This window comes from Flavobacterium psychrolimnae (assembly GCF_003312425.1).
Taxonomy (GTDB): Bacteria; Bacteroidota; Bacteroidia; order Flavobacteriales; family Flavobacteriaceae; genus Flavobacterium; species Flavobacterium psychrolimnae.
Map to the genome: position 1 here is coordinate 365,199 of NZ_QNUX01000001.1, position 16,482 is coordinate 381,680.

20 protein-coding genes are annotated in these 16,482 nt (G+C 32.6%); 15 read left to right on the forward strand and 5 right to left on the reverse strand.

Features of this window, described 5'->3' with window-relative positions; all coding sequences use genetic code 11:
• Positions 1-77: 77 nt before the first annotated feature.
• Positions 78-932, forward strand: coding sequence for a formyltetrahydrofolate deformylase (gene purU / locus DR980_RS01650; RefSeq protein ID WP_113633513.1), 855 nt, complete (start codon positions 78-80; stop codon positions 930-932).
• A 254-nt stretch (positions 933-1,186) separates the two neighbouring features.
• Here the strand turns inward: purU and DR980_RS01655 are convergent, their stop codons facing one another.
• On the reverse strand, positions 1,187-1,972 hold the full coding sequence (locus DR980_RS01655; RefSeq protein ID WP_113633638.1) for an alpha/beta fold hydrolase: 786 nt from the start codon (positions 1,970-1,972) through the stop codon (positions 1,187-1,189).
• 106 nt (positions 1,973-2,078) lie between these two features.
• Here DR980_RS01655 and DR980_RS16300 point away from each other — a divergent pair, with 106 nt between their 5' ends.
• On the forward strand, positions 2,079-2,228 hold the full coding sequence (locus DR980_RS16300; RefSeq protein WP_167400524.1) for a hypothetical protein: 150 nt from the start codon (positions 2,079-2,081) through the stop codon (positions 2,226-2,228).
• Here DR980_RS16300 and DR980_RS01660 read toward each other — a convergent pair.
• Together DR980_RS01660 and pyrF are read right to left on the reverse strand one after the other, a co-directional pair.
• Positions 2,223-3,023, reverse strand: a complete 801-nt coding sequence (locus DR980_RS01660; RefSeq protein ID WP_167400525.1) for an ABC transporter substrate-binding protein — start codon at positions 3,021-3,023, stop codon at positions 2,223-2,225. The two genes, DR980_RS16300 and DR980_RS01660, sit on opposite strands and share 6 nt — an antisense overlap.
• Before the next feature lie 324 nt (positions 3,024-3,347).
• On the reverse strand, positions 3,348-4,187 hold the full coding sequence (gene pyrF / locus DR980_RS01665) for an orotidine-5'-phosphate decarboxylase (RefSeq protein WP_113633640.1): 840 nt from the start codon (positions 4,185-4,187) through the stop codon (positions 3,348-3,350).
• 535 nt (positions 4,188-4,722) lie between these two features.
• Between pyrF and DR980_RS01670 the strand changes: the two genes are divergently transcribed.
• The 8 genes from DR980_RS01670 (at position 4,723) to DR980_RS01705 (ending at position 10,103) form a co-directional block, all read left to right on the forward strand.
• Positions 4,723-5,286, forward strand: a complete 564-nt coding sequence (locus tag DR980_RS01670; protein ID WP_113633514.1) for a helix-turn-helix domain-containing protein — start codon at positions 4,723-4,725, stop codon at positions 5,284-5,286.
• A gap of 11 nt (positions 5,287-5,297) precedes the next feature.
• Positions 5,298-5,744, forward strand: coding sequence for a response regulator (locus DR980_RS01675; protein ID WP_113633515.1), 447 nt, complete (start codon positions 5,298-5,300; stop codon positions 5,742-5,744).
• A gap of 1 nt (position 5,745) precedes the next feature.
• On the forward strand, positions 5,746-7,527 hold the full coding sequence (locus DR980_RS01680) for a sensor histidine kinase (protein ID WP_113633516.1): 1,782 nt from the start codon (positions 5,746-5,748) through the stop codon (positions 7,525-7,527).
• Positions 7,528-7,995: 468 nt separating this feature from the next.
• Positions 7,996-8,634 (forward strand): porin family protein, encoded by a 639-nt coding sequence (locus DR980_RS01685; RefSeq protein ID WP_113633517.1) that lies wholly within the window; start codon positions 7,996-7,998, stop codon positions 8,632-8,634.
• A gap of 25 nt (positions 8,635-8,659) precedes the next feature.
• The gene (locus DR980_RS01690; protein ID WP_113633518.1) at positions 8,660-8,803 is read left to right on the forward strand and encodes a lmo0937 family membrane protein; all 144 of its coding nucleotides are present in this window, start codon (positions 8,660-8,662) and stop codon (positions 8,801-8,803) included.
• A gap of 29 nt (positions 8,804-8,832) precedes the next feature.
• On the forward strand, positions 8,833-9,129 hold the full coding sequence (locus DR980_RS01695; RefSeq protein WP_113633519.1) for a YtxH domain-containing protein: 297 nt from the start codon (positions 8,833-8,835) through the stop codon (positions 9,127-9,129).
• Positions 9,130-9,212: 83 nt separating this feature from the next.
• Positions 9,213-9,749 (forward strand): hypothetical protein, encoded by a 537-nt coding sequence (locus DR980_RS01700; protein WP_113633520.1) that lies wholly within the window; start codon positions 9,213-9,215, stop codon positions 9,747-9,749.
• Between the two features lie 12 nt (positions 9,750-9,761).
• Positions 9,762-10,103: a hypothetical protein gene (locus DR980_RS01705; protein ID WP_113633521.1), complete on the forward strand. Its 342-nt coding sequence runs from the start codon at positions 9,762-9,764 to the stop codon at positions 10,101-10,103.
• Between the two features lie 80 nt (positions 10,104-10,183).
• Here the strand turns inward: DR980_RS01705 and prfA are convergent, their stop codons facing one another.
• Positions 10,184-11,260, reverse strand: a complete 1,077-nt coding sequence (prfA, locus tag DR980_RS01710; protein ID WP_091174156.1) for a peptide chain release factor 1 — start codon at positions 11,258-11,260, stop codon at positions 10,184-10,186.
• A 469-nt stretch (positions 11,261-11,729) separates the two neighbouring features.
• Here prfA and DR980_RS01715 point away from each other — a divergent pair, with 469 nt between their 5' ends.
• Positions 11,730-13,472, forward strand: a complete 1,743-nt coding sequence (locus DR980_RS01715; RefSeq protein ID WP_113633522.1) for a hypothetical protein — start codon at positions 11,730-11,732, stop codon at positions 13,470-13,472.
• Here DR980_RS01715 and DR980_RS16305 read toward each other — a convergent pair.
• Complete coding sequence (locus DR980_RS16305) at positions 13,467-13,616, reverse strand: hypothetical protein (protein ID WP_167400526.1); 150 nt, start codon at positions 13,614-13,616, stop codon at positions 13,467-13,469. The two genes, DR980_RS01715 and DR980_RS16305, sit on opposite strands and share 6 nt — an antisense overlap.
• 44 nt (positions 13,617-13,660) lie before the next feature.
• Here DR980_RS16305 and DR980_RS01720 point away from each other — a divergent pair, with 44 nt between their 5' ends.
• The 4 genes from DR980_RS01720 (at position 13,661) to DR980_RS01735 (ending at position 16,419) form a co-directional block, all read left to right on the forward strand.
• Positions 13,661-14,782, forward strand: a complete 1,122-nt coding sequence (locus tag DR980_RS01720) for a hypothetical protein (protein WP_113633523.1) — start codon at positions 13,661-13,663, stop codon at positions 14,780-14,782.
• Between the two features lie 122 nt (positions 14,783-14,904).
• Entirely contained in the window at positions 14,905-15,282 is a 378-nt protein-coding gene (locus tag DR980_RS01725) for a hypothetical protein (RefSeq protein ID WP_113633524.1), read from the forward strand.
• A 141-nt stretch (positions 15,283-15,423) separates the two neighbouring features.
• A complete protein-coding gene (locus DR980_RS01730) occupies positions 15,424-15,747 on the forward strand; it encodes a hypothetical protein (protein WP_113633525.1) in 324 nt (107 codons plus the stop codon).
• 243 nt (positions 15,748-15,990) lie between these two features.
• Positions 15,991-16,419, forward strand: coding sequence for a hypothetical protein (locus DR980_RS01735; protein ID WP_113633526.1), 429 nt, complete (start codon positions 15,991-15,993; stop codon positions 16,417-16,419).
• The last annotated feature ends 63 nt before the right edge of the window (positions 16,420-16,482 follow it).

Genomic DNA, 16,482 nt, shown 5'->3' on the forward strand with positions numbered 1-16,482 from the left:
CTTTTTTATAAGTACAAATTCATCTAGTTTTGAAAATACTCTTCATTACTAAGAACAAAGTTAAAAACAGAACGCTAATGCAAAAAATTACAATCCTAATCCATTGCGAAGATCAAAAAGCAATTATTGCCTCCGTTACGAATTATATTTCGTCCATTGATGGCAATATTATTTATTTAGATCAACATGTTGATGCCGATGAAAATGTATTTTTCATGCGTTTAGAATGTGAATTCAGTGCCAAAAACTGGAATATTGAAGCTATTAAAATTGATTTTCAAGCCAAGTTAGCTTCGCCGTTTAAGATGTCGTGGGAAATGTATACCCAAGACGAAAAACCAAAAATGGCTTTGTTTGTTTCTAAATACGACCATTGTTTGTATGATATTTTAGGACGTTACAGCGCTGGTGAATTGCCTCTCGAAATTCCTTTAATCATCAGCAACCATGAGGATTTGAAGTGCGTGGCAGAACGTTTTTCTATACCGTTTCATTATGTTCCTTTCACGAAAGATATAAAAGCGGAAGGCGAACAAAAGCTGTTGGATTTACTGAAGCAATACAATATTGACTTTATTGTTTTGGCGCGCTACATGCAAATTATCACTCCTAATTTGATTGCGCAATATAAAAATCAAATTATCAATATTCATCACTCTTTTCTGCCTGCGTTTCCTGGTGCAAAACCGTATCATTCGGCTTTTAAACGCGGTGTGAAAATCATTGGTGCCACCAGTCACTATGTAACCGAAGGATTAGATGAAGGTCCGATTATCGAGCAGGATATTGCCCGAGTTTCGCACAGCCATTCTATAGAAGATTTTATTATGAAAGGACGAGATTTAGAACGCATGGTTTTGGCCAGAGCCATAAAATTGCATGCCGAAAGAAAAACAATGGTTTATGACAATAAAACGGTGGTATTTTTATAAAAACAATCCTTTTTCGAACTAGTTTCTGCACTGTATATTATCACCCATCCACCAATACAATCTTTCAAAACTGGAATTAATTGTAAAGAATAAAAACTGTAAAAAATCTTAACTTATGTGCAACAAAGTAATAACAAAATCTTAACAGCAAAACGTTTCCTTAAGTGTGATCTTTGCAGAGTAATAAACTGGTTATTTATTATTTTGGTTTTGGTTAGTTAAAGAATTGCCTGCATTCATAGTGCAGGCATTTTTTATTTAGTTGTATTTATAAAAGACAGAACCGCATCATTGAAAGCATTAGGTTGCTCTACATTTACTACATGTCCACATTTTTCTATTACGAAGAGTTTCGACGATTTATAATGATTCTCCACTACTTTACGCACCGAAGGCAAAAACATATAATCTTCTTCACCCATTACATAAAGCGTAGGAATATTCAATTCGACCTGACGGAACCATTTAAGCACGGGATTTATTTCGGCTGTGAGTTTAAACCACTTTATAAATTCTTTTTGGTATAACTTCTTGGCTTCATTTATAAAAAGAACACGAGATTGCTTGTGACTTTTTTTAGGCATGATGACAAAGGCAAAAAACTTGTATAAAACGAGATAAGGCAATACATATTTAAACATATTTCCCAATCGCATCAATACTTGGGAACGGAAATTCATCTTAAGGATTGCACCACCCAGAATCATGCTTTGCACGCGTTCCGGATACATTTCAGCCAATTGTCTGATGAGAATAGTACCCAATGAAATACCAACGAAATGTGATTTTTTTATTTTAAGAAAATCTAAGACTTCCAGAATATCATTGGCCAAAGCCGAAAAAGTATATTTCTGTTTGAAAGCTGTCTTTAAAGTGGGTTTTGATTCCCCGTGACCCCGCAAATCCAATAACAATACATTATATTGTTTCTTGAAATCGCGAATTTGCTTAAACCAGATAGACGAACTTCCTCCGGCACCGTGTACAAAAGTGACCCACTGCTCGGTGTTTTTATTTTCGTAAATGGTGTAATTGATCACGTATTTTTTTTGTAAAAATAGGACTTTAATTTTAAATCCCAATCTTAACAAAAAATAATGCTTGTTTTATAATTGTATGCCGTAAATTTGCAAAAAAATTACACCCATGAAAGGATTATTGAAAGAGAAAAGTGAAATAGAAAAGCTTAAAAGAGAATACCAAATGTTCTCAGAATTAAATTTCAACATTGAAAAGACTACCATCAAGTCAACCGTTACAAAAGAAGAACTGATTTTAGAGGAATGTGAATTATAATTTTTGATGTATTTTTTTAAAATAATCAAACGCTTTTAGCAACCTGCTTCCATACCAAGAAAACATTTCACCATCCACAAATACTGTTTTTGCATGGTGTGTGAAACGACCTATTTCAAAAGCATCTTCTTCCTTGAAAGGATAGGGTTCTGAGGATAGGAAAACCAAATCAGGATCGCCTTCCAGACGAATTTTTTTGAGTTCGATTTCAGGATAACGCCCATTATTCTCGTAAATATTCTGAAAATGGTTTAGTTTAAGCAATTCGTTGATGAAATTATCCGAACCAGCGACCATAAAAGGGTTTTTCCAAATAAAATACGCTACTTTTTGATGCGGTTTGTCTTTGATGAAATTTTTAAAATCGCTCAAGGCAAAAGCCAATTTGTCGTTCCATTTCTGAGACTCGGTTCTGCAATTAAAGAGCTGACCAAAGTCGGTTATCATTTGGAAATTGTCTTCAATCGTTATGATATTTGTTACCCAAACCGGACAAATTTTACGCAATTCCTCTACCATTTCAGCTGTATTTTCCTCTTTATTACAAATGATAATATCCGGTTGCAGCAATCTGATTTTCTCGTAATGTGCTTTTTTGGTTCCACCAACAATTTTCTTGGTTGATTTAAAATGATACGGATGCACACAGAATTTTGTAATTCCTATGATTCGGTCTTCAAGACCTAAATCGTAGAGTAATTCCGTTTGAGAAGGAACCAAAGAAATAATACGTTTTGGAGACGTTTCAAATGAATGAGTCGTTCCTATTTGATCGATTAAAGTTTTTTGTTTCAAGTTTAGAGTTTAAAGTTGATAGTCTTAAAGCATCAATTAACCGCTTTTTTACCATTAAGAAATTAAGAAAAATTAAGTTTTTACAAATAAGAGCATTATGAAAAAATAAATTGTTAAACATAAAAGTCATTTAAGTTTTTAATTTACAATTAATTTATGCAGTCAAATAGTTCATTTAAGAAAGTCATAGCTTTATAAAGAACGCTTTTAACTTATATACCTTCTTAAGTACTATTTAGCAAGCTAACATTCTTTAACTTACATGACTTATATGTTTCATAATTAAAGGCTTTATGTTTTATGTTTTGGTTACAACCTGAAACTTTAAACTTTAAACTTTAAACTCATTATCTCTTCCATTTCCTGCTGCATTTTCAACGCTTCGTCTCTAGCCTTTTCGGCAAAATCAGTTCCATTTGAGGCGTAAATAATTGCTCTGGAGGAATTGATTAATAATCCAACATTGGCATTCATTCCGTATTTACAAACTTCTGAAAGACTACCTCCTTGTGCGCCAACTCCCGGAACGAGTAAAAAACTGTCAGGAACAATTTTGCGGATTTCAGTGAAATATTCCGCTTTGGTAGCACCGACAACGTACATCAGGTTTTCGCTGTTTTTCCATGTTCTAGAAGTTTCTAAAACCTGTTTGTACAATTCTTTTCCTCCCGAAGCGTCGGAAACATTCAGCGTTTGAAAGTCGAATGCACCTTCATTGGAAGTCAAAGCCAACATAATCGTATGTTTATTTTCGAAAGCTAAAAAGGGTTCTACAGAATCTTTTCCCATATAAGGAGCAACTGTAACGCTGTCGAAATTCAAATCTTCGAAAAAAGCTTTCGCATACATCGATGACGTATTTCCAATGTCTCCCCTTTTTGCATCGGCAATTGTGAAGATTTCTGGATAATTTTCGTTCAGATATTTAATTGTTTTTTGCAGTGACATCCACCCTTTTATGCCATGAGCTTCATAAAAAGCAGTATTGGGTTTATAGGCGACAGTAAGGTCATGAGTTGCATCAATAATCGCTTTATTAAACTCAAAAATAGGATCTTCTGACGCTAATAAATGTGATGGGATTTTGGTCAAATCAACATCTAAACCTACGCATAGGAACGATTTTTTTTGTTGAATTTGTTGGATAAGTTGTTGTGTTGTCATTTTTATGTAGTTGTGCGGCAAAATTACAAACATAGAATCAATATCAGTTACAATCCTACAATAAAAATTCAAATTTATATTCTGAAATCAAAACGCATTATTCCGGCATTGCTGCAATTGAAAACATAGAAAACAGCTCTTAATCCCGAGCCAAAGAGCAATTGAAAACAGCAATTCAATAAATAAAAAAACAACTGTTAATTAAGAATTATAACGCTGAAAAAGCAGTGATATCCGCGAATAATCTTTCCGAATTGCCCAAAAAAAAGAACAATTTAATCTTAAAATCTCTGTTAAAAAAATCACAAAATTAACGATTGTTGAACTTTTTTAAAATTCAACACCAATTAAATCCAAAAATTTTTCTATTTTTAAAAACCTAATAATCAAAACTAAACCTTTATGAATTAATTCAAATTTTGCATTAAAGTTCGAAAATCAGCTATTTCTGATTCTGTAAAATGGTTTTAAGAAAATTTCAAAAATGAATTTGAAAGCAACCTTTTTATATCTTTACCGTTAAACAAAAGTCTTTATGAAAGTATATTTAAAATTTGATTATGCTCAACTGACAAAAAAAATTGTTCAGGAAAAACTATCCGAATTGGGGTATAAATTTAATATTATCGGGTTTGGCGAATTTAATTTTTTAGAAAAAATACCTTCTTCAAAAGTAGCCGAAATCACCGCTATTTTCAATGAATATGGCATAGAAATAGTTGAAAACCAGAAAAGTGTTTTGGTTCAAAAAATAAAAGACGCCATCGTAGAAATGGTCAACAGTGATAAGCCGCTAAACATAAAAAGCTCCGTGTATATTGCGGACAAATTAAATCTTAGTTATGCTTATTTGTCCAATGTTTTTTCAGAAGTCACGTATACTTCTATTGAAAATTTTATTATTATTCAAAAAATAGAATTAGCAAAACAATTGATGATCAATACGCCACTAAATTTAACTGAAATTTCCATTCAATTGAATTACTCCAGTGTCGCACATTTGAGCACGCAATTCAAGCATACTACTGGAATGACGCCTTCTGCTTTCCAGCGCATTATTTCGAAACGAAGAGAATTATCCAATAAAAACAACAATTAAACCAATAGTATATGACTACTGATTTTATAAATATTTGCCTTGCAGACGATGACGAAGATGACAGATTGTTTTTTACGGATGCATTTGATGAATTAAAAATAAACACCAAAGTAAGTACCTTTAATGATGGTGTTGAGTTAATGGATTATCTGAACCATGAAGATTCTGTTTTGCCAAACGTATTGTTTCTGGATTTGAACATGCCAAAAAAGAATGGCGTTGAATGTTTATTGGAAATCAAAAAAAATGAAAAGCTAAGTGATATTGCCATTGCGATTTATTCCACCTCATCATCTGAAGAGCATATTGAAGAAACCTTTATAAATGGTGCCAATATCTATATTAAAAAACCAAATGATTTTGAGGATTTAAAAAAAATACTTTCTGAAGTGGTGACCATCAATTGGCAATACCACACTTCTGGCTTGAACAAAGATAATTTTTTAATGAGAATGTAAAATGAAATATATTCAACTTCATAAATCACCCCTTTTTCTAAAAATAATTTTTGTTATCTCGGTAGCGATTATTTTTTTTATTGGCGGAATTACTTTTAAGCACATTACGGTTTTAAAAAAATCGTCAGCTTTTGTAAGTAACAGCCACGAGGTGAATGCTGAACTTGAACGACTTATTTCCTACATAAAAGATGCCGAAACCGGGCAAAGAGGTTACCTTTTGAGTAATGATAAAACTTTTCTGACACCGTATCATAATTCAAAAGGGTTAGTAAGAAAATCGTTTAAAAGAGTTTCTCGACTGACCGCACACAGCAGAACCCAACAAAGCAATTTAAAAAAACTGTTGTATTTTATTAATAAAAGACAAAACTACCTTTCTAAGTCACTTTATATGATTGAGCAGGGTAAATATGACCAAAATATTCTTAAAAACAATTTAATTATTGGTAAACAAACAATGGATTCTATTCGTTACAAAGTAGAAGACATGATGATTACTCAGCAAAAACTTTTAAAGAACAGGCAAAAGGAGTATGAATTAACGATGAATTATACACCGTTACTGATTTATTTGACGCTTATAACAACCTTGATTTTGATTACGATTGCTTTTATTAAAATGAATCGGGATTTAGTGTTGCTAAAAATCACAATAAACACCCTCTCTGTAGCGAATGAAGCCAGTAATCTTGCGGAAATAGTGGGTGGTTTTGGAAGCTGGCAATTAAATTTCGAAACCAATACCTATACTTTCTCTGACAATGAATATCGATTGTTGGGTTGCGAACCTCAATCTTTTGTAGCCAGTTTAGAAGCATATTTGAACTTTATTCATCCTGAAGATTTAGAATATGTAATCGAAAACACCAAAAGTATTCTTACTGATAATGACCTCGCTCCTTTTACTTATCGAATTATCCGAAAAGACGGTGAGATCAGACATTTTAGAACATTAGGCCGAACGGTTACAATTGCTTCTGGAGACAAAACCTTTATAGGAACCACAAGCGATGTTACCGAAGAAGTATATGCTCAAAAGTTTATTGAAGATCGTAACAGGGAATTAGAAAGCAACAATAAGGAACTTACCGCATTCAATTACATTGCCAGTCATGATTTGCAGGAACCTTTGCGCAAAATTGAAACGTTTCTTTCTCGATTAGTCAGCAAAGACTATGATAATTTATCGAAAGCGGGACAACAATATGTGTCCAGCATTCAATCCTCAGCAAACAGAATGCGAATTCTAATTCAGGATTTATTGCAATTTTCAAGAACAAATAAAGCAGAGAAAGTTTTTGAAGAAGCGGATTTAAATTCTTTATTGGAAAATTCAAAACAAGAATTAGCTCAAATTATAGAAGAAAAAAAAGCTGTGATTGAAAATAATGAATTACCGATTTTAAACGTAATTCCGTTCCAAATTCAGCAGTTATTCACTAATTTAATCAGCAACTCCTTAAAATATAGCAAAGAAGATGCAACTCCAATTATCAAAATCAACTGTTCGACGATTGTTGCAAATGAGGAAGAAATTTTACCCAATAACAACACCAAATACCACAAAATCACTGTAGCTGATAACGGAATTGGTTTTGAACAGGAATATGCTAAAAAGATATTTATCCTTTTCAATCGACTTCATAACAAAAACGAATATGAAGGAACTGGAATTGGACTCGCTATTTGCAAAAAAATAGTTGAAAACCACAAAGGATTTATCTTTGCGAAAGGAACCGCCAATGAAGGAGCGACTTTTACCATATACCTTCCTGCATAATTCAAAAGATTATTTTTAACCTATTTGGTACCATTATTTAGAATAAAAAGCTCCGGAACTGTTTAAAAATAAACACATAGAAACATAGCAAAACAGAGTTGGATTTCCCTTTTTTGGTCACAAACCTATTTTATAAAGTGAAACTTCTCAACAGGAAAACCTAAAGCTATGTTTCTATGCGTTTCAAGAAAATAAACTTAATTTATACCCAACAGTTTATTCCTCACATTAAAGATTCCTGCTTCATTACACGCAATATTCTTTCCATGGATTTTTCAATTATCCTTTATTTTCAATACCAATAGAAGAATTGAGGTACAATATACCCTATTCTGACGGGCATTATTTCAAGATTTTATAACCTCATATTTAAATTCTGTAACAATATTCGAAATTGATGTAACACGCAATAACTATTGCCATCGCATCTTTGTAAAACAAAAACAAACAATTAAAAAATATACAAAGATGAAAAATTTAAAGAGAGTATTAGCCGTTGTTTTAGTAACATTAGGAACTACAAATGCAATTCAAGCACAAGAAAGTGGCGCATCATTAGGAATTAAAGGAGGTTTGAACATGTCTAATTTATATACAGAAGATGTTGACGACGAAAATGTTTTGGCCGGTTTCAATATTGGTTTATTCGCACAACTTCCTATAACTTCAAGCCTAGCATTGCAACCAGAAGTTAGTTACACTACCAAAGGAGCGGAATTGCAATACGACAACGCATTTGCAGAAGGAACAGGAAAATTCAGGCTGAACTACATTGAAGTTCCTGTATTGTTGAAAGCAAATCTTACTAAGAATTTCAATGTGCAATTTGGTCCTTACGCAGCATTTCTAGTAGACTCAAAAATCACCAACGAATCAGCTAATGGATCGTACAACTTTGAAGAAAATGTTGATGAAGACGATTTAAATAAATTTGATTTCGGTATTGCTGCTGGAGTTGGCTTTGATTTTGACAGCTTTGGAATCGGAGCCAGATACAATTATGGATTAAGCACTGTTGGAAAAGAAAGAACAGTTCTTGGACAAACCTACACGTTCCCAGATTCTAAAAATAGCGTTTTGAGTGTGTATGCAGCTATAAAATTTTAATAATTAACCACAAAATCAAAACATCATGTCAAATCTATTATACGCAGTTGCAGTGGTACTAGTAATCCTTTGGGCGTTAGGATTCTTCGTTTACAGCGTGGGCAGCATGATTCATGTTTTATTGATAATAGCAGTAATAGCCATTTTACTGCGAGTAATAAGAGGATAAATAATTTAAATTTTTAAAAAACTAAAGTCATGAAAAATAATAATGTAGCACTAGGATTACTTGGGGGATTAACAGTAGGAACGGTATTAGGAATACTATTTGCCCCGGCGAAAGGTTGCGAAACCAGAAAGAAAATCGTTGATAAAAGCACGGACTTAGCAGAGTCTCTTAAAGATTCATCAGGTAAATTATCCAATGTGATTTCACAAACAATCAATGATCTAAAAAATGAATCCCAACAATTGTTAGGAAATACAAAAGAGATCATTAAGGCAGAAATAGCAAATGCAGACAACTTGAAAAACATTAATAAGCCAACGATTTAAGAGATAATTTCCGTTCAGCGGAAGTGTATAAAAGGTATAATTCAAAAATTAAGCTCAAAAATTTATTAATTAAATACGTTATTATGAAAAGTAAATTCAATATAAAAACAGTTTTCACAACGTTAGCTATCGTATTAGGAATAGCGACGACAAGTGCGCAAGAAGTACAAAATTACGATCAGGGATTTCGTCTTGGAGTAGGAATCAACGGAGGACTTCCTCTTGACAATCCGTACGATTTCAGTTTGGGTGCCGATGCAAGACTCCAATATGATTTATCCCAAAAATATTCATTAACCCTAACCACAGGATTCAGCAATATGTTTGTGTCAGGTGACAACAATGACTTGGGTTACATTCCTGCAAAAGCCGGTTTCAAAGCTTTTGTCCTTAAAGACCAATTGTATTTAATGGGAGAAGTTGGTGCCGCATTTGCAGTGACAAACGGATATAATGACACCTCGTTATTGTTAAGTCCAGCCATTGGATATGCAACAGATAAAATTGACATCAGTTTACGATACGAACACTTTAATGACTTTCCAGTTATTAAAAACGACGTAGTCAAAGATGGTTTAGGACAAATATCACTTCGATTAGCATACGGTTTCAAATTATAAGAAAAACCCAAAATGAAAAATGCAATACTACTATTCGGTTTTCTTTTCCTGTTCACTTTTACCTCGTGTAAAAGTGAACAGGAAAAGAAAGCCGAACTAGTTACAAACAGATACGTTCGCTTTATAGATTCTGTTACCCAAAAAACTACTGCTGATGCAGCGGCCAATTGGTCTACTATTGAAAAATATTTCGAAAAACAATCCACTGAACTCAATAGCACGATTGACGACTTAGAAGATACAGCGGACTTTGATGCCAAAATTGATTCGGCGACAGCCAAATATGAAGCGTTCAGGCATTCCATTTGGCAACATAAAGGAATTTTAAAAGGCGCAAACCTTTCAGAAAAATAATATTGGTTAGTTATGAATGCAAAAAAACCAGCGGAAAATTTCTTTTCGCTGGTTTTTGTATGGTATAACATTCTGGTTTCTTAGAAAACCTCGCTTGCTTCTTTCAGTTTTTCCATGTTGTTGACTAATGCCAACTCATCTACAATTTTCTGAATGTCACCATTCATGATATTTCCTAAATCATACAACGTCAAACCTACACGGTGATCCGTAACTCGACCTTGAGCATAATTATAGGTACGAATTTTTGCAGAACGGTCACCAGAACTTACCTGAGACGTACGTGTTGTAGCATCTTCCGCTTGTTTTTTGGCTAATTCCTGTTCGTACAAACGGGAACGCAATACGCCAAAAGCTTTATCTTTATTCTTGTGTTGTGATTTCTGATCCTGACATTGCGCTACCAATCCGGTTGGAATGTGCGTCAAACGAACCGCTGATTTCGTTGTATTTACGGATTGTCCTCCAGGTCCTGACGAACAAAAGAAATCCACACGCACATCATTCATATCAATTTGTACGTCAAATTCCTCCGCTTCCGGAAGTACCATAACCGTCGCTGCTGATGTGTGAACACGTCCTTGCGTTTCTGTTTGCGGTACACGTTGCACACGGTGAACTCCCGCTTCAAACTTCAAAGTTCCGTAAACATCTTCACCAGTAACCTCAAAAATTACCTCTTTGAATCCACCCGAAGTTCCTTCGTTCATATCCACCACAGATGTTCTCCAACCTCTGTTTTCACAATATTTCGTGTACATACGAAACAAATCCCCGGCAAAAATACTCGCTTCATCCCCACCCGTTCCGGCACGAATTTCCACCATGACATTTTTAGCATCTTCGGGATCTTTAGGAATCAACATAAACTTGATTTCTTCCTCCAGTTCCGGCAATCTTTCCTTCGCTTCTTCCAGTTGCATTTTGGCCATTTCGGTCATGTCTGCATCACTGTTATCTGCAATTATTTCGTTTGCTTCATCGATATTCGCCATCAAAATAACGTATTCATCGCGCTTTTCAGCCAAAGCTTTTAAACTTTTGTACTCTTGATTCAATTGCACATAACGCTTCTGATCCGAGATTACATCCGGCTGAATAATCAAATCCGAAATCTCATCGAAACGTTGTTTTACTATTTGAAGTCTATCTAACATTTTCTTAGTCCTTTATTTAGACTGCAAAATTACGAAAAAAGTATTCAGTTTGCAAGGTTCCCAATTTAGATTGTCATTGCGAACAATGAGGATAGAATTGTATGTCAATCAGGAGCTGTTTCTTGCTATTCGCTATATCTTTTTCTGGTCTGGTCTCGTCCCAAAAGACGAGACCAGACCAGAAAAAGGATGCCACTGCTATCAGGGCTAGGGTGTTTGTGTTAAAATAACTGCGTTTACGGTTTTCCGTAAAATCATTGAAGCAAAAGAAGTTAGTTTTGGGCAGCCATTTAAACTTGATATATTTTTATCAGTATTTTCGGAAGAAAGTTATATATTTGAAAATAACTAAACTCTGACCACTATAAGACTTATCTCTCTAAATTTGGGGTGATAGGTCTTATTTTATCAGACCTATAAAAAAGTTACCAGCAATTTTACCGCAAAACAGAAACTTAACCTTAAAAAAATGAAAGAAAGCAGACTTAAATATTGGAAAAAAGATGAGTCCCTGGACTCTTTATTATTTTTTGCACTTCGTTGTAGAGAATGTGTCTTTGATTACACTTTAGACAGCTTTAAATATCCTGCTCTCAATTCAAATACAATTTGTAAAGAAGCGTTAAAATTAATCAAGGAAATTGAAGAAGATAATTTCACCCCAAAATCCATTACTCCTGTTTTAGAAGAATTAATATTTAAGCTCAAAAATGATTTGGTTGTAAAACAATTAATTGGAGACGATATAAAATATTATATAAACTTTGGCGATTATACCAACCTCAAAGAAATAAAAATAAAAATAGAAATTCTTTTTAATAAATTAAGTTCTGATAAAAACATTAAATATTTAACAGAAGAATTAAAGAAATTAATTTTAGAGAATAAAGAAAAACGAAAAATTTATGAGTTAGCAACCAATTACATTAGTTCATTAATAAATGTTGGTTTTTCACAAACATTCATATATTCAAGCGTAAACAATATTTTCTTTTCATCTACGTCAGTAGATGATATTTCTTCATTAGAAAATTTCTTTAATAGTTTTGAGATTAAACCAAAAAAATACAACTGTATTTATAAAGTTTCAGACATATTCGATGAAATTAGTCAATCCTCAAATGTTTTCAATATCGAAATCCTTAATCAATTAGACGCTAGCTTTATTGTTTTAGACAAAAATAACTTTCTTAACAGTAAAAATAAAAATGAACGATTTTTAATAGTAAATGAAATAATTGCTTTAGATTCAGTCAATGCTAAAAGTATCGCAGAAAAAAGGTTAAATAAATTATCAAATCTGTTCGTTTTTTTTCATCATAAAATCCAACCAACCTGGTCTAATTCGTCGTTAATAATTGACGAAAATAAAGTTTCAATATTAATTAAAGACAAAGTTTCTGCTATGTCAAAAGCAACTGATTATCGTCCTAAAAAAGCAGCAATTAAACTAAACCAATTGATACGAAGTTTGAGATTAGAAAACTCTTCTTTCGCTAAATACGACAGGGTTATTGACTTACACGGTATTGCAGTTCAAAACAAGGTACTTGAAAATCAATTATTACAAAATTGGATTTCTTTTGAAACACTATTGGTTGGTTATGAAAATACTTCAAAAATAGACCAAGTCCTAAAACATTTAGTGCCATTTTTACTCATTAGGTATACTAACGAACAGATTAACGAACTATTGAAGGATATTAATAGATTTGACCAATCTTTCTTCCGAACACAAGTTAAAGCTATTCCAGAAGGTGAAAATTTATTAGATAAATTCACAGCAATTTTAGTATTGGATAAATATAAATCTGTAAGAATAGAGTTTTACAAACAGTTAAAATACAGCCCTCTAAATAAATTTAGAATGGCAGAATTTCACAAGATTTTTAGTGATATAAATAGTCTAAAAGCACATATTGAAAAACACAAAACTAAAGTTGATTGGCAAATTAAAAGAATGTACAGAACAAGAAACTTAATCGTTCACGCAGGAATAGTACCTACATTTACTGAAACTCTCGTTGAAAATTCGCATAATTATTTAGATAAATTAATTTCAACAATTAATTATTTATGTATTAATGAAAATTCAATTCTTTCAATTGAACAAGCTCTAAAAGAAGTTGAAATTATACATTCAAAAAGAAATGCTAATTTGAAAGATTATAAAGATATAAATGAAAATAATTACATAAAACTACTACTATAAAAACTGCTGGTAACAGCCACTAAAACGGATCTGGGCAATTGGCTTAATGGAAAGTTGGTTTTGTACTTGGGATGATTTGGCAAATCCAGGAATAATGATTAATTGATTCCCAAACTCGTCAAGCGCCACAACATTATGCGTCATTTTGCCAAATCAGAAACATAAAAAAGAATAATTAAAATTAGCCTATGAGTTCAAATGAAACAGAGAATAAAACAAAATGGATTTCAAAATTTACTTTAAGTTTTTTATCAATCGTGGGTGGAGTCGACTCAGTCCTTCATATTATTTTACCACTTTTCCCTTATAAACTGAATCAATACATAGTACCAATTGGAATGACATCTTTGATTATTGGAATTGTTTTTTCAATTGGATTATCATTTTATTGGCATCATAAAGAAAAAAATAATTTAATTGATTCTAAAAAGTACTACATCTGGCTTACTACTATTTTGCGCTATTGGCTTGTTTTTTATATTTCTACATTTGGTTTTGAAAAACTATTTGATGTCAATTTTGCATTTTCCTATCATATTGAAGATTCATTAGTTCATACATTAACAGGTCAAGAACTAACTTGGAAATATTATGGGCATTCATATTATCTAACAGTCATTATTGGTTTATTTCAAATAATAGGAAGTATTCTTTTATTATTTAGACGCACCACATTGTTGGGAGTAATAACACTCTTACCAGTTCAATTTAATATTCTATTGATTAATATATTTTATGGAATTGGTCCACTTACTACTTTCATCTCAATAATTATGGTATTTGGACTATCATATTTATCATTGGAAAGAAAAGAAGAAATAGTAGACTTTTTTAGGCGTTATAAAAGCTCATTACCTTCTATTGGAAATAACACATTGCGCAATTCAATGCGTATTTTGTGCATATTGATTCCATTTTTGTTTGTATTCTATTATAGTTATGATGTACGGAAATCACAGAAATATTTCGGCAAATGGAAAGTAGAAAAAATGACACGTAATGGTGAATTAGTTTCCGAAAAAGCTTGGAAAAAAGATACTTTAGCTTGGAAAATAATTTATTTTGAAGAACGTGGAAAATTGTTATTTTGTCCTAACCCCACTATGTACGTTGACAGTACTTCAATATTTATGAAGTATAATTATGACGATAATGAAAACAGTTTAAAGGTAATATCGTACGAAATAAATCCTGAAAAACCAGACACAATTCCTGTTCAGATTTCGAAATTTAAAGATAAATCAATGCAATGGGAAATGATTTTCAATAAAGACACTATTCAAATGGAACTGAAGAAAGAGAATCCTTAAGAAAAAACGAACGCCCCGCTTGTGAACACAAACAAAATCAAATGCATTATAAATTGTAATTGGGAGGAGCGGGCTACAGATCATCAAAATACTTTTAAACTAAACCTTGACACCCATAAAGAATGCAAAACAAACAAAGACACGGATGCTTAACAGCTTGGTTGATTTATTTAATCATTGCATATTCATTTAGTGCTGTTTTCTATTTTTTCAAAACAGAGGAAATGTCCAACATTGCACAATACAATATTTCAGAAAACATGATGTTGCTTTATGGTTCATTTGCAATATTGGGCGTCATTTTCTCGATAATGCTACTTAAATGGATAAAATTGGGATTTTGGGGCATTTTAATTATTAGTGTGATATTATTTGTAGTTCAATTACTAAATAGTGACAGAGTTATGTCACCAATCTTTATTTTGCTTTGCTTAGTGATACTCTATGGTTTATTACAATTCAAAAAAGCGAATGTAACAGGTTGGAATAATTTAGAATAAACTTCACTCGCCGCCACAAATAAAAGCAACTAAGAAACACCTCAGCAATAGCTACAAAATTATTTTTTGTTGCTATTTTGCATTTACAAACAGAAAAACAGCAATCTTTGTGGACATCGTAACTAACACCAATAAAAGCCAATGATAGTTTCCATCACTAAAATCGAGTTAAATTCATACCTAAAACTAATTCCTTTTTTTAAGTTCAATGGGCAAATCATAGCAGAGCTGCAACAAGCCAATTGCAAAAAACATAAAGTAGTCGGCAGTTGGAACGGGAAAGTTTGGTACACTATGACGTTATGGGAAAATGAAAATGACATTAACGCTTTTTATCGAAATGGAACCCATCTGGCAGCGATGAAACAATCCGCAAAATTCTCCTCCAAAATTGAATCCCGACGCATCCAGAACGAGGATTTGATACGTTGGAAAGAAGCAAAGAAATTGTTTGGTAATAATTAATTTCAAACCCGCACTTGCTTCCAATGCGTTTATTTTAATACTTTTATAAAACTAAAAATCCGATTGCTCTAATATCCCCAATTGTTAGCTCACAGTTTTGCATTCTGTGCCCACAACAAGGAGCAAATAAAATAATAGACAAACTGGATGGGATTGCTTCGTTCCTCGCAATGACTTAAGCCTATCGCTGACAAATAAACCATAAAACATCAAATAAGTACTAAACCATTAAAAACCAAACCAATGAAATTACTACTAACTACATTACTTGTATTGTTCAACCTCACAACATTCGCACAAACCAATGGATTTTCTGGTGATTACAATCGTACACTTAATACGACAGAAAATAACATGTTCGACTATAAATTAACCTTAAATCAGGATGGAACATTCTTATTTCATTATTATTCTAAAATTAAAAACGGAATTCCAACTGAAGTAAATAAATACGGAAAAGGAAAATGGACCGCGAAAGACAATGTGATTAGTTTCTCTTCGAACAAACAAGAAGACTTTGATGAAAAATACACATTGGATTTCAATACATCCAAGGCGAGATTTGTCACTAAAAATCCCAGAGATAAAAGTGACCGAATCATCAAAACCAAACTTACGTTTGTTGAATCAGAAATTCCCTGGATGCAAAGACTGGATGTTTTTAAGATATAAATCTGCATAATAGCGTACCCAGCTGTGCGAAGTGTGAATAAGTCGTAATAGCAGAATATAATC